Source organism: Agarivorans sp. B2Z047 (assembly GCF_023373605.1).
Taxonomy (GTDB): Bacteria; Pseudomonadota; Gammaproteobacteria; order Enterobacterales; family Celerinatantimonadaceae; genus Agarivorans; species Agarivorans albus.
Genome location: NZ_CP088080.1, coordinates 4,625,178 through 4,638,611 on the forward strand (window position 1 = coordinate 4,625,178; position 13,434 = coordinate 4,638,611).

A 13,434-nucleotide genomic window follows, 5' to 3' on the forward strand; every position below is an offset into this window, starting at 1 on the left:
GATCCTTAATTAAATAAACTTTGTAGCCACGTTTTGGCCTTAGTTGCACTTTGTTGCACACAGCCTTCGGCTAATTCAGCTTGGCTGCTAGGTGCAGGCAGTAAGCTTGTTTCACCACAGCCGGCAGAAGTTGGATGCCCATTCGCTTTGGCAAAATGTACCCAGCTAAGATTATCGGGTTGCATGGCTCGTAGCGACTGTGGATACGAGGTTTTGAGATATGCCGCATACACTGGTAATGCCGCTGAAGAACCGGTAACTGCTGCGGGCTTATTGTCGTCTCGCCCAACCCAAACCGTAACAATCTCTCGCTGGTCTATGCCCACATACCAACTGTCGCGCAAATCGTTAGTGGTGCCCGTTTTGCCCGCCAAATCAACCTTAGGAATGCGCCACTTGAGCGAGCGCGCAGTGCCACTGCGAGTCACTTGGCTCATGCCATACAGCGTGAGAAAGTTGGCCATTTCAGACCAGCGGCGCTCTGCGTCATTATCAGCTTTATACAATACGTTGCCTTGACCGTCGTTCACTTGGTGCACGGCATAAAGTGGGCGATATTCACCGTCCCCACCTAGGGTTTGATAAAGCTGTGCCATTTGAAATGGCGACAGGCTTAAGCTTCCTAAAAGTATCGACGGATAAGGGCGAGTATTCTCCTCCAAGCCAGCCAACTTTAAGGTATCAACGACTGAATCGACCCCCACTTCAAGGCCTAAGCGCACCGTAGGTACGTTAAGTGACTCTGCCAAGGCACGTACTAACATCACAGGCTCACTAAAGCTCTTATCGTAGTTGTTAGGCTGCCAATTGGTGCCATCATCTAAAGGCACCGCCAAGGGGCTGTTTTCTAACAATTCACCTAATTGATGTCCTTGCTCTATCGCGGTGAGGTAGACAAAAGGTTTAACTAAGGAGCCAATTTGGCGGCGCGCATCCAATGCCCGGTTAAACCCTTGGTTATTCTTTTCTCTGCCGCCAATTAGCGCGCGGATCGCGCCAGTATGGCGTTCACTAATCACCATGGCTGTTTGCAATTGCTTTTTCGCCCCCTTGTCTAGCTGCTCTAAAACATTTTGCGCGGCGCTTTGAGCATGACGTTGTGATAGCGGGTCCAGCGTAGTAAATACCTTCACACCGTTGTAATTACGCCAGTTGTTAGCATGCTGCTGCAGCTCTCGGCGAACCAGCGATACAAAGCCTGGCGTTTTCTGATAGCCCATACTGCCACGCTTGCTCAAGCCTAATGGTTTTTTCACAGCCAGCTGATAACGCTCGGCCGACAATTCACCTTCTTCGGCTAGTATGCGTAAAACCAAGTCACGACGATTTATCGCGCGCTGTTCATGGCGCCATGGATCGTAATATGAAGGGCCTTTAATAATGGCCACTAACAAGGCCACTTGCTCCACCGATAAATCATTTACTGGGCGACCAAAATAGAAATAACTGGCGAGGCCAATACCATGCACCGCATTGCTACCATTTTGCCCAAGGTACACTTCGTTAAAGTAGCTCTCTAAAATCTCATCTTTGCTGTAACGAAAGTCTATTAATAGCGCCATGTAGGCTTCTTGCAACTTACGCCATAAGGTACGTTCGCGCGTTAAAAAGAAGTTTTTAGCCAACTGTTGAGTAATCGTGCTGCCGCCTTGTACCGTGCGTCCGGCACGCAAATTCACCACTAGAGCGCGAGCAATCGCCATGGGGGACACTCCGTCATGCTCATAAAACTGGCGATCTTCGGTAAGTATCAAGGCCTGCTTTAAGCTTGCTGGAATATCATTTAAAGGCACAAATAGCCGGTCTTCTTGCTCTGTCACATTCAGGCGTTCAAGCAATACTGGGTCAAGTCGGGTTTGAGCAATCTCTTCGCCGGTATCACGGTGCTGAATTTTAGCCAAACGTGAAGGGCTAAAAGTGAGCAGCATCGGCAACTCGGGCTCTACCCCGTCGGCAAACTCAAATTGGCGACGTACTACCTCAATTTTGGTTTCCGATACCGCATATTCACCACCACGTTTAGCGCGTTTTACTTTGCGATAATTTAGTAACGCCAACTCATCTTGCAGCTCTTTTCTGCTTAGGCGTAAACCAGGATAGAGCTGTAGCTCTCGGCCATACACCGCTGCCGGCAGTTGCCACTTATCGCCAGTAAAACGCTGCTGAATTTTACTGTCTAGTACCACACCCCAAGCAACCATAATGACAATGCCAACTAATGCTAGCTTCCAACTAATGCCCCACAAGCGTTTTCCCCATGAAGGCTTGGTATTTTTTTTGGCGCTTGAGCGCGGTTTAGTGGTCTTTTTAGCTGGAGTACGTTTACTTTTGCTAGCCGGCTTCTTTGCCGAGGCTTTTTTGGGGCTTGGCTTTTTGGCCGAGCTATCGGGCTTCTTGGGACTCATACTGCCTTACTGCTTAATCAAACCTTAGGGGATGGCCTGCAATAGATAATGCGAGAAAAAGGCAGGCCAAAAGTGCTTTTAGGATACTCCGACTAGCCCAATTTTTTAAGCACAAATATAAGCATGCTACGCAGATACTTATTTCTGGATAAACAAAAACGAAGCTAATAATTAAACGCGCCTCATAAGGCTGTTTAAACAACTCGCTGTTACACAACAAAAATCAGCTCAACCACTAAAGCTGCGATTATTTTTCTTTAAATCAGCTCGCTGTTAACATAGGCAAACTTTGGGTTGTAAAAGTTAAACGACGAATGGATAAGAAATCGCCTGCTGCTAACAAATACGCTGTGCCTGCGCTAGATAAAGGCTTAGATATTTTGGAATACATGGTTAGCCAAGAATTGCCAAAATCTCAAACCGAGATAGCCACAGCACTTGCTAGAGGCGCCAACGAAATCTATCGCGTATTGGTTGGTTTAGAAGCAAGAGGCTACTTAATTAGAGATGAGGTATCAGGCAAATACCGCGCCTCGTTAAAAATTTACAACCTGTCTCGCCGCATCTCTCCAATTGATAAAATGCGCCAGTGCGCCCTGCCGCACATGGAAGACTTGGCTTTTTCATCTGGTCACTCTTGCCATCTAAGCATGTTGTATCAAAGCCAAGCCATGGTGATAGTTCATGCTCAAAGCCACGATCCAGTGTCGATTAATATTGCCGAAGGTTCACTTTTTCCTACCAGCGCCACCGCCTCTGGACGCGTATTGCTGGCGAACAGTAAGCCCGATGTACAAGCAATGATTTTGGAGCGCGACCAGCACTACCAACAAATGAAAGCCGCGCAACGCAAACTGTTCATTCAGCAACTCGCTTTAATCAAGCAAAACGGAACCTACTCTGCTGCCAATGAGCTCACAAAAGGGGTATATGAATCTGCAGTATTGGTGGGAGAGCCAGAAGGCTTAGTGATCGCCTCTTTAGCCATAACGACGCTCAACTCAACTGCTACAGATGAGTACTCGGAAAGCTCAGAGCTAATAAGCAAAGCCCAAGCGACTGCCAAGCAGATCACTCAGCAATTGGGTTGTTAGTCGCTCGCTAAAACCACAGCGATGAAGGCTCACCGCTGTGGTTGTAACTTAGGCTTAAAAAGCCACATCTCTCTCACTAAGAACAGCTAATTTAAGCCCATGCCATATGCAAGCTTATTTAAACTCCCACATCTCTGGCCAGTAACGGTAAACACTGTGGCCATATTTATCTAGGCGCGCTTGTGCCTCGGCTAAATAGGCCAAACGTTGCTGTTTGGCGGTAAGCTGGTCACCCACTAACAAGCGGTAAGCATTGCTTGCTAAACTTTCTCCCTGTTGATTTTTTAGCGCCAATCTCACTTCAAATTCGCCGCTTGCATCGTTCGGTAAGCGCCATTCCAGCTCAGAAAATTTAGCCGAGCTGTCAGCCAGCACATCCAAGTTAATACAGTTGCTGGCACAAACCTGCCCTTGATAGACAACTTGCCACTCATAACTTAACTGCTGGTAGGCATGTTGGTAGTCATTCACTACCCACAAGCTGGCCGAAAATACTTCACCCGCTTGCCATCGGCGCTTTTCAAACTGCAAACTTGGTAGCAACGGTTGGTAGGTTCGTTTTAGATAATCAAAACTAATTTTCTTTTCACCATAAAAATCGACCACTCCCCACTTAATATCTGGCACGTGGGTAATAAAGTGACAAATTGCTACCCCGCTCATTTTTGGCTTACGGCGGCGATAGGTTTCTAGCGCAAATTGAATCACTGTCCCTTGGGCAATTTGTGTGGCTTCGACTGTAGAGGATCAATTGAAGTGGTAACCCGGGATTAGACGGAATTTATTGGAATTAAACGGGAAAAGCCCCTTACATAACGGGCTTCGTGGCGATCGACCATCGGCATACTCTCCGACGATTCGAAGTGGTAAAAAAGAGCCCGAAGCTAAAAATGGATCAGTAGAACTGGGAAAGACCCAGTAATTCACCAAGCATTTTAAAAGCTCTTTAAACTGACTTTAAGCGGCGCAGTCTTGGTCGCAGTCGTCCCCGCATTTGCATACATGGTCGCTAAGTTTGGCGGGGCTTGTTCGGTTTGACACTGGTTCAACCGCCCCTTGGTGCTTTCGAATTTTAGCAATAACTCTCACGGCTTCCCCAATTATGGATATTGATTCCAAATCAGAGCCCTTTAGATGTTTTGTTGAGTAGTCCGGGTTGTCGCTTCTAACGGTTAACACTCGAGTATCTGTATCAAAATCAAGACGCTTAACCATTACTTCATGATGAAACCTAAACACATAAATGCCGCCCTTAAGCGGTAACTGCTGGCCTATGTGTTCGGCAACAAGCATAAAGTCACCGTCGTAGAGGGTCGGCTCCATTGAGTCGCCACCGACAGACATTATAAATAGCTTTTGGCCATGTGTAACAACCCCTTTTAATAGCTCCGGTTCCATTGTCACCAATTGCTTATCAAGGTAATTCTCGACTACGCGGCCCGGCCCGGCGGAAGCGGCTATGTCATAGATAGGGATCATACCTTCCGATGATTCATCGCTAAATGATGAGCTTCGAACTTCTTCCCGAGTCTCTGACTCCCCTCCCCGTAGGTACGCCCGCGTATCTACGGGGAGGCTATCGAATGCGTACTCATGCAAGCGGCCCTTTACACCGGGAGGTTTTCGCCTTTTCCAATTTTCTTTTTTTGCTTTTTTCAGTATGGCGTTATCCGTCGCAGGGAGCCCGGGAGCCCCTACTAATTCCTTTAACGTAAACCAGTCTTTCATTCCGCTTAAACCTCAATTAAACGGAATCCTATCCGTTTAATTATTACCCCAGTAAAATCAACAATTTAGTCGAGATTATAAATTTTTTAAACGGAATCCCTTCCGTTTAGCTTCCGTTTAATCTATATTTAATTCCGTAGTTGTAACATTTAGCCGTTACAACCCTAAAAATAAACCAAAGAGGGTCGCACAAAGTGCCTACAATTAAAATAGTTAATAGCCATTCATGTACAGATTGGCACCCCGCCGACATAAAAGCAGCCTTAAATAAAAAAGGGTTGACATTACGGGATCTATCCAGAGAGCAAGGCTTAGCGCCCAACACTCTAAGTAATGTATTCCGCCTTAGATATCCCAAAGGCCAGCGAATTATTGCGCAAGCCTTAGGGGTTTCACCTGAGATTATCTGGCCTAGTCGCTACTAGGGGGGCTTATGTGGATTCAGCTATCCGGGCTCATAGGGCTTCCCGCATTGCCTCACACTCTGAGTGCTATACAAAAAAAATCCAAAGCTGAGGGGTGGGAAAGGCGTAAGGTTGGGGGAGTAAAAGGCCGCGCTTACGAATACCACATTGACTCACTGCCTAAAGAGTGCTTGCCCGCGCTGTTTAAAAAACTAGGTAAAGTGTTGGTTGATAACAAGGTGCTCGACTTGCCAAAGCCTCCCGTTGAAACTTATAGCAAAGAATCGTTTTGGTATAAGTGGGAACAAGGCGGTGAAAAGGCCCAAGCGAAAGCCTATAAGCGTCTCGAGCTTGTGAAAGCATGGCACGCACTTGTTAAGGCTGGCGCGCAAAAAGTAGAAAGCTACCTCGCCATAGCTAAGGAATACAACGTTGGCCGAAATACAGTGCTCAGAGCAGTTCAAGCGACCGCGGGCATTCACGAAGACGATTGGCTGGCCGCGCTAATTCCTACACACAACATTTCTAACAAACACTTAGGCCGCCGCCGCCGTGCTGATATCCCCGAGGAAGCGTGGGAGCTTTTCAAAGCCGATTACCTGCGCCCGGAAAAACCAAGTTATGCGGCCTGCTATTACCGCTTAGAAGCCCTTGCCCCCCAAAAAGGTTGGGTTCTGCCGCGCAAAAATTGTTTTCGCCAGCGCCTATTGGCGACAGTTTCAGCCGAAGCAATAACGCTTCACCGCGAAGGCGAGCACGCTTTAATGATGATGTACCCGCCACAGCAGCGCACCGTCTTTGATATCGAGGCCGCAAGCTGGATAAACGGCGATGGCTACAAGCACAACGTTTTTGTTAAGTGGCCGAATGGTGAAATCCGCCGCCCGGTGACGTGGTTCTGGCAAGATGTCCGCACCCGCAAGATCACCTCTTACCGCACCGATATAAGCGAAAATTCAGACACCATTCGCTTATCTTTACTCGATACCATCGAGCGCTACGGAATCCCCCAAGATGTCACCATCGATAACACCCGCGCAGCGGCCAATAAATGGCTTACGGGCGGCGTAGCTAACCGCTACCGCTTTAAAGTAAAAGCCGATGATCCAGTTGGATTAATCCCAACGCTGGGTATCAAGCTGCACTGGACAACGGTAATTTTAGGTAAGGGACACGGCCAAGCAAAACCTATAGAGCGCGCCTTTGGTAATGGCGGCTTAGAGGAGTTCGTGGATAAGCACCCGACACTGGCGGGCGCTTATACCGGGCCGAACCCATCCGCCAAGCCAGACAACTACGGCGAAACGGCGATCCCTTTAGCGCAGTTTTTGGAAATCTTAGAGCAAGGCGTACAGATGTATAACGCTCGCGCCAACCGCCAGACCGAGCTTTGCGGCGGGGTTATGTCATTCGATGAAGTGTTCGAACGTGATTATGCGCGCGCCACGGTGCGCACCGCAACCAATGAGCAAAAGCGTATGTTTTTACTCAGCGCGGAAACCGCAAAAGTGTCTAAGCAAGGCATGTTTACGCTTAAGGCGGGCGGCAAGATAGCGAACCAAGAAAACCGCTACCACTGCGACGAACTCTACCAGTACATAGGTAAAAAACTCATCATCCGCTTTGACCCGCAAAACTTACACGGCACGGTGCACTGTTACTCACTACATGGAACCTATATCGGCGAGGCCGAGTGCATGCACAAAGCAGGCTTCGGCGACCAAGCCGCCAGCCGTGAACAGCACCGCACCCGCCAGCAATTCACTAAGGCCAAGAAGGCCCAAGCAGCCGCAGAGAAGAAGCTCACCACTGCCGAACTGGCCGAGCAAATGCGCCAACTTGAAATTGACGACGAACAACTCCCACCGCCAGCAGCCAGCGCGCTGGTAACGATTCAACGCGGCAACACTTTAGCGCGAGCTGAAACCCAGCCGCAGCCCATCGAGCAAAACGACGAAGCGGCTTTTGCTAGTCGCGTAGCGCTAATGATGGCCGAAAAACGAAAAAACGAAATTTAACTGACGAGGTAATAAACCCATGGACAAAGTAACTACATTAAACCCTCACCAACGCACAGTAGATGCTGTTAATGAAGTAATAAAATCAGCAGCCATTACGGCTAACCAAGTGGCTAAAGAAGTGGGTTTAAGTCCCGCTGTTATCAGCGGCTTCTTGAAGGGCAGTTACGGTGGCAATAATGATGCTGTGAATAACAAGCTTAAGAACTGGCTAGAAGTTCGAGATAGTCGGCTTCAGCAAATCGTTAATCGGGGGTACGTCGAAACGCATAGCGGAAAGCAAATCCATACCGCTTTGCAATATGCTCATGCCGCAAGCTGTATCACCGTGGTATTCGGCATTAGTGGTGTGGGGAAAACCTTTGCTGCCCGCGAGTATGCCCGGTTAAACAACAACTGCTGGATGATTACCGCCAGCCCTTCGGCTAGCTCGCTTAGCGAGTGCTTGTATGAAATCGCCCTAGAGCTGGGTATGAGTGACGCCCCGCGCCGCAAGGGGCCGCTATGCCGCGCTCTTGCCCGCCGCCTCACTGATACCGGGGGCTTGTTAATTGTCGATGAGGCCGACCACTTAGGGTACGACGCGCTTGAAGAACTGCGCATCCTGCAAGAGAAAACCAACATTGGCTTAACCCTTATCGGAAATGACCGGGTGTATTCACAGCTTACCGGAGGTCGCCGCAGCGAAGAATTTGCCCGCCTATTTAGCCGCCTAGCGAAAAAAACCGGCTTGCACAAAACCAAGCAAAATGACGTCATTGCTATTGCTAAATCGTGGGGCATAGAAGGCAAAAAGGAACGTCAATTCATGCAAAAGGTCGCCGAGCGCCCCGGCGCGCTGCGTCTCTTAAACATGACGCTGCGTATTGCCGCCATCACAGCCTATGGACAAGAAAAGCCGATCACCCTTGACCACTTGCGAGCCGCCCTTGCGGATTTGGAGAGCTAAGTAATGAGCACTATTTTCGACCAACAAACCGCCTTTTCTACCATCCGAGGCTTCACTGATTCCGATGATGTATCCAAGGCGTTACTCGTTGAGCAAATCACCGGGGAGCGCGTGTTGTCGTTTGAAATCCGCTACGAAGGCGCGCCCGTGATTGAAGGAGTAGCGCTTGATGTGGAAAGCACCACCGCCCTGACTGAGGAAATCGATGATTGGCTGCGCGGCAAAGTGAACAGCGAGCCTGCTCAAAATCGCATCCTATGCGAAGACAGCGACAGCTGGCGCACGGTTTACCACGATATTCAAAGCCAAACCCTTAATGTCTTGGTGCTTGATATGAACACCAGCGTCGCCGCGCCGTTCTTGGGTTTCGATATGTTCAACGCACAAAACGCCGAAGATGACTATGGGCGCGCGGTACTGCTTAGCGCCGCCGAAGCACAGAAGCTTTGCGAAGAACTGTGCCTATGGCTTGAACAAATCAGCGAACAAGAGGAAGCCCCCCTTGAAATATAAAGACAAGTACGCCGCTGTAATGGCCTTAAAATTACGCGGCATTGAGGTATTAAGCATTGGCCAGCGCTGCATCTTTGTTGACTTGCCCAGCGCCGATTTACGCCGTGAAGCCGTCGATATTGTGGAGACAGCAAAAGGTGTATGCACCCACCTTAAAGCCGCGCCTTTTAATGGCTTTTGTGTCACTTGGAAGGAGACCGCATAAATGCGCCGTTTGTTTTTCTTTTTACGCCGCCGGAGTAAGGGCGGCACCAAACCCACCAAAGGAGGTCAGCAATGACTAAACACATCCCCGAAGGCTACCGCGAAAACGCAAACGGCTGCTTGGTTCCAGAAGACCAAATTAAGCCAATCGACCTACTGCGCGATGAGTTGGTGCTTTCCATTATTGAGAAAGCCCAAGCACTGCGCGAAGCCATGACCGCATTCAAGCTTGAAACCATGGGAGAGATAGCAGATTTTGTTGACCTGAGCGCGGCGGAATACAACGTCAAATTTGGCGGCAGTAAAGGCAATGTTCAGCTGCACTCTTTTAATGGGCGTTACCGCATAGCACGCGCGGTCAGCGAGCACAGAGTATTTGATGAGCGCATCCAAGCAGCTAAAACGTTGATTGATGAGTGCATCAAAAACTGGAGTGACGGCGCAGACTCGCGCTTGATGGCCATGGTCGACCATGCCTTTCGCACCAATAAGCAAGGCCGTATCGATATCAACCAAGTGTTAAGCCTTCGCTCTTTAGATATCAGCGACGAGAAATGGAAGCAGGCCATGGATGCCATTGCCGACGCTATACAAATTACGGGGTCTAGCCAATACCTGCGCATCTATGAACGCAATGAAAAAGACGGCGGCTATAAGCAGTTGCCGCTCGATATTAGCACGCTATAGGAGCGGATAATGAGCAACAAAGAACCCACGATAGACAAGATAGAAACCGCGCTTAAGGCATCATATGGAGCCACTGTCGCGTTACGTGTTGACGGGCGCAAGCTGATTATCCAACTCGCCGAAGTTAAGGAAAATCAACTTAATTATGTCGTTCACCTTGCCGCATCACTGCGTTGGGCTATAGGCCGCCCCAATCTTGAAGAATACGACCCGCTGACCCAAAAGGTATGGCGCAAACGCAGTCGGCAGCGCGCCACCCAAGCGCAGCGCCGGGATATTGAAAAAGCTATTGGCAAACGCCGCGCAAAAAAGGAATACCCGGAAGCGTATGAAACCGCGGAGTGGTACGAGCCGCTCTGGCCAACACTTGCACCGCTCATACGTGCACTTAAAGCGTGCGACAGCGTCGAGCTACTTCAAGACGGTCCAGAAGGCATAAGCGACGGCACCGCCTATTTTCTAACTAAACAAATGATTGACTGGGTATTCCCCCCAAAGGAGCGAAGCAATGCAAAACCTGTCTGAAAAAATCGCCGCTACTTGCTGTGGCACCACCGCTGAAAAGCAAGTTTTGATTAAAGAAGCACAAGAGCTAGAGCGACTCACGCAGTTTAAAGGCTGGGAAGAGCGCGAGGACTGCCTCGCGCTTAATTGTGGCCCCGATGACAACTTGAGCCAGTTATTGTTCGGTTTCTTAATGACGCGCCCTAAAGAGGAAACCGAAGGCGTCGCCATGTTTTTGTTTACACCTCTTTTGAAGTATTTAAACGAAGCACGCGCTCAAGATGGCTTAAAGCCGTTGCGTATTGAATACGCCGGAGAGGCGATTTGTTAGCTTGGTCGGTTAGCTCTTGATGAATGGTGGTAAGGCTTACAGTTTGCCCCGTTTCGGCGAGTTTAAGGACAACCTCGCCGATGTGGAACATATAGCCAGCCTTACTGTTAAGTTCCGCAGCCTTATTTTTAGCTTCTTCCATTTTTTGAATGATTGATTCGGTATCCACATTATTCTCCTTTGGTTGGAAATACAGCCCGAGGATAGAACGTAAAAAATAAAACGATCAATAGCGTTAATCACAACGTTACATGAGTGAGACATAGGAGGCTTATTATGCATACTCAGAAAAAAAATACCCCACGCAAGCGCCTGATAACCTTGCTGCACGTAGCTAAACAAAGCCTCGCACTTGATGAGGACATTTACCGCGCGATGCTATTTGATGCCACAGGCAAACGCTCAGCCGGGGATATGAGTGTGCGTGAGCTTGAAGTGGTATTGGAGTGCTTTAAAAATCGCGGGTTTAAACCTGTTTCAAAGCGCCCTAAAAAGCGCCGTCTAAGCCCTAAGAGCGGCAACGCGAAAAACCCAGTTATCGACAAGATAGTCGCGGTTTGGATCACCATGGCCAAACATGGCTTTTTGCGCGACGGTTCAGAGGCCGCACTAGACCTATACGTGCGGCGCATGACGCTAAGAAGCAAAGGTAAAGGCGTAGACAGCGCACGCTGGCTAGACGTTGACACCGCCGCGCCCGTGCTCGAAAGCCTCAAGCAATGGCACCGCCGCGTGATGATTGCCAAGTTAGAGCAGCAGTTGCCCCAATGGAACAGCGCGGGCCTGAGCTACCGCGAAGTGTTCGACATGTTCGAGCGGGAACACGCCCGCCAAGGAGCACAACATGACTAAGTCAGACCAAAACGCCCCACTTTTTAAAGAATTGCCCGAGTTGGACTTAGACCAAGTCAAAGGCGGCTCGGAGTCGTGCCGCTGGCCCTTGTTCACTTTGCAACTGTTCGCTCAATTGCGTGATAGCCTAAAAGACTTAAATGATGGTGATGAACGGGCGCTGGCTATCGTGCGGAAGTTTGCCCAAAATTTTGGTGGTGAGTCGCTTTACTTACCTAAGGCCAGCGCGCTAGAAAATCACTTCCGCAATTTTGCGGTCTGGAATGATTACACGGGAAATAATATCCATCTACTATGCCGCAAATACAAATTAAGCGAGCCAGCGCTTTACCGAATTATTGCTAACATGCGCGAGCTTGAAAAAAAACGCCGCCAACCCGATTTATTTTAATCTAACCGATGATAGTTCACTAACTTTCACCCAATCCCGCACACTCTGGAATAGGTCCATTGTTCAGAGTGTGTGATGCAATTTTCTTCTGCTTATTCCGACGCTTTTAGTTATGCCTTCGCCTTTGTTCTGGTTCAAGAAGGCGGCCACAGTGATCACCCCGACGACTTAGGCGGTGAAACTTACTTAGGACTTAGCCGAAAAGCCTTTCCTAAGCTTGATTTTTCGACTCTAACTAAAGAGAAAGCGGCCGCCATTTATCACCGCGACTACTGGCGCGCGGCCTATTGTCCCAAGCTGCCCGAAGCTATAGCACTCTGTGTATTTGATGGCGCAGTGCAGCACGGTGCAGTACGAGCGGTGACGCTATTGCAAGATGTGCTCGGTCTTAAACAAGACGGCATCATCGGCCCTCAGACCCAGCGAGCGGCCACCGAGTCTAACCAACAATGGCTGATCTCTCGTTACATTTTACGCCGCGCCCGACTCTATACTCGAATTTTGAGGAAGCGCCCCGAGCAAGTCGCATTTATTGAGGGCTGGTTTAATCGCTTGCGCGACCTGACCGATAGCGCTTGGCAAGTGAGCGATGGCTTTGTGAGGGCGCACTAATGACCACAATCGCATATCACCATGAGCACCAATCCATTAGCGTTGATGGTCGGCTAACTCAAGATAATTTCATTCTCACGGATGACCACGACAAAACAGCAAAAAACGAACAGGGGTTCTGGTTCTTTATGGGGGACATCATCTTCAAAGATGAGTTTGTATCTCTAGAGTCAGGGCAAGAAATGCCGTCGCATCGCGAAGACTCATCCGTTAGCTCAGAAGTCGGCGCGATTCTTGTCTCAGGAGGGATCGTCTATTCCGTTTACCTCCTTAATGGCCGCCAAAGAAGAGAGAGGCTATCGACTAATGAAGCTATAGGCTCCGGCTCATCGTATGCAATAGCTGCTATGGATTTCGGGAAAAACAGTAAAGAGGCGGTGAGGTACGCGGCACAAAGGGACAATAAAACAGGCCCCAACGTATCGACCTATAAAGTCACCAATGACAGCGTGAGGCCGTGCTAATGGGCCGCAACTGGCAGTGGAGCTATGACAAGGGACGCAAGCTGCGACTAGCCGCAGAGCACGCCCTTTTCAAACACGGCACCCCGATCCCAACAGCCCTACCGCTACATAGTCATGACGGCACGATGCAAAGTTATTTCAAGCAGGGGTGGCACTCTGTCACCCCTGTAGATATTTATCAACATAACCACCCAAAAGACAAAACAAGCGGGCCAAATGCTTGTAGACGGAGACTAATTAATGACTAGATTTTCAATTGCCGAGCGATGCAAGTCACC

16 protein-coding genes are annotated in these 13,434 nt (G+C 49.3%); 13 read left to right on the plus strand and 3 right to left on the minus strand.

Translation table 11 applies throughout. From position 1 onward, the window contains the following. Nucleotides 1-5 precede the first annotated feature (5 nt). Complete coding sequence (mrcB, locus tag LQZ07_RS21345) at nucleotides 6-2,405, minus strand: penicillin-binding protein 1B (protein WP_084682004.1); 2,400 nt, start codon at nucleotides 2,403-2,405, stop codon at nucleotides 6-8. Nucleotides 2,406-2,719: 314 nt separating this feature from the next. On the opposite strand from mrcB, the gene LQZ07_RS21350 reads away from it, so the two are divergent. Continuing rightward, nucleotides 2,720-3,499: an IclR family transcriptional regulator gene (locus tag LQZ07_RS21350; RefSeq protein WP_152784125.1), complete on the plus strand. Its 780-nt coding sequence runs from the start codon at nucleotides 2,720-2,722 to the stop codon at nucleotides 3,497-3,499. Nucleotides 3,500-3,613: 114 nt separating this feature from the next. On the opposite strand, the gene LQZ07_RS21355 is transcribed toward LQZ07_RS21350, so the two are convergent. Together LQZ07_RS21355 and LQZ07_RS21360 are read right to left on the minus strand one after the other, a co-directional pair. Further along, entirely contained in the window at nucleotides 3,614-4,207 is a 594-nt protein-coding gene (locus LQZ07_RS21355) for a hypothetical protein (protein WP_194164178.1), read from the minus strand. Nucleotides 4,208-4,456: 249 nt separating this feature from the next. Continuing rightward, a complete protein-coding gene (locus LQZ07_RS21360; protein WP_152784123.1) occupies nucleotides 4,457-5,227 on the minus strand; it encodes a S24 family peptidase in 771 nt (256 codons plus the stop codon). A 194-nt stretch (nucleotides 5,228-5,421) separates the two neighbouring features. On the opposite strand from LQZ07_RS21360, the gene LQZ07_RS21365 reads away from it, so the two are divergent. The 12 genes from LQZ07_RS21365 to LQZ07_RS21420 all read left to right on the plus strand — a co-directional run bounded on the left by LQZ07_RS21365 (nucleotide 5,422) and on the right by LQZ07_RS21420 (nucleotide 13,156). Beyond that, on the plus strand, nucleotides 5,422-5,652 hold the full coding sequence (locus LQZ07_RS21365; protein ID WP_249483348.1) for a helix-turn-helix transcriptional regulator: 231 nt from the start codon (nucleotides 5,422-5,424) through the stop codon (nucleotides 5,650-5,652). Between the two features lie 8 nt (nucleotides 5,653-5,660). After that, the gene (locus LQZ07_RS21370; RefSeq protein ID WP_152784121.1) at nucleotides 5,661-7,649 is read left to right on the plus strand and encodes a transposase domain-containing protein; all 1,989 of its coding nucleotides are present in this window, start codon (nucleotides 5,661-5,663) and stop codon (nucleotides 7,647-7,649) included. Nucleotides 7,650-7,668: 19 nt separating this feature from the next. Beyond that, a complete protein-coding gene (locus LQZ07_RS21375) occupies nucleotides 7,669-8,598 on the plus strand; it encodes an AAA family ATPase (RefSeq protein ID WP_152784120.1) in 930 nt (309 codons plus the stop codon). A 3-nt stretch (nucleotides 8,599-8,601) separates the two neighbouring features. Next, on the plus strand, nucleotides 8,602-9,111 hold the full coding sequence (locus tag LQZ07_RS21380) for a hypothetical protein (protein WP_152784118.1): 510 nt from the start codon (nucleotides 8,602-8,604) through the stop codon (nucleotides 9,109-9,111). Further along, a complete protein-coding gene (locus tag LQZ07_RS21385) occupies nucleotides 9,101-9,316 on the plus strand; it encodes a hypothetical protein (protein ID WP_152784116.1) in 216 nt (71 codons plus the stop codon). The genes LQZ07_RS21380 and LQZ07_RS21385 overlap by 11 nt, the downstream gene beginning before the upstream one ends. A gap of 71 nt (nucleotides 9,317-9,387) precedes the next feature. After that, nucleotides 9,388-10,002, plus strand: coding sequence for a DUF3164 family protein (locus tag LQZ07_RS21390; RefSeq protein ID WP_152784114.1), 615 nt, complete (start codon nucleotides 9,388-9,390; stop codon nucleotides 10,000-10,002). Nucleotides 10,003-10,011: 9 nt separating this feature from the next. Next, nucleotides 10,012-10,527, plus strand: a complete 516-nt coding sequence (locus LQZ07_RS21395; RefSeq protein ID WP_152784112.1) for a hypothetical protein — start codon at nucleotides 10,012-10,014, stop codon at nucleotides 10,525-10,527. Next, nucleotides 10,511-10,837: a hypothetical protein gene (locus LQZ07_RS21400; protein WP_152784110.1), complete on the plus strand. Its 327-nt coding sequence runs from the start codon at nucleotides 10,511-10,513 to the stop codon at nucleotides 10,835-10,837. Before LQZ07_RS21395 ends, LQZ07_RS21400 begins: the two co-directional genes overlap by 17 nt. Nucleotides 10,838-11,113: 276 nt before the next feature. Continuing rightward, nucleotides 11,114-11,689 (plus strand): gp16 family protein, encoded by a 576-nt coding sequence (locus LQZ07_RS21405; RefSeq protein ID WP_152784108.1) that lies wholly within the window; start codon nucleotides 11,114-11,116, stop codon nucleotides 11,687-11,689. After that, nucleotides 11,682-12,080, plus strand: a complete 399-nt coding sequence (locus tag LQZ07_RS21410) for a Mor transcription activator family protein (RefSeq protein ID WP_152784106.1) — start codon at nucleotides 11,682-11,684, stop codon at nucleotides 12,078-12,080. The genes LQZ07_RS21405 and LQZ07_RS21410 overlap by 8 nt, the downstream gene beginning before the upstream one ends. Nucleotides 12,081-12,155: 75 nt before the next feature. Next, the gene (locus LQZ07_RS21415; protein ID WP_152784104.1) at nucleotides 12,156-12,692 is read left to right on the plus strand and encodes a glycoside hydrolase family 108 protein; all 537 of its coding nucleotides are present in this window, start codon (nucleotides 12,156-12,158) and stop codon (nucleotides 12,690-12,692) included. Continuing rightward, on the plus strand, nucleotides 12,692-13,156 hold the full coding sequence (locus LQZ07_RS21420; RefSeq protein WP_152784102.1) for a hypothetical protein: 465 nt from the start codon (nucleotides 12,692-12,694) through the stop codon (nucleotides 13,154-13,156). The genes LQZ07_RS21415 and LQZ07_RS21420 overlap by 1 nt, the downstream gene beginning before the upstream one ends. Nucleotides 13,157-13,434: the final 278 nt, after the last annotated feature.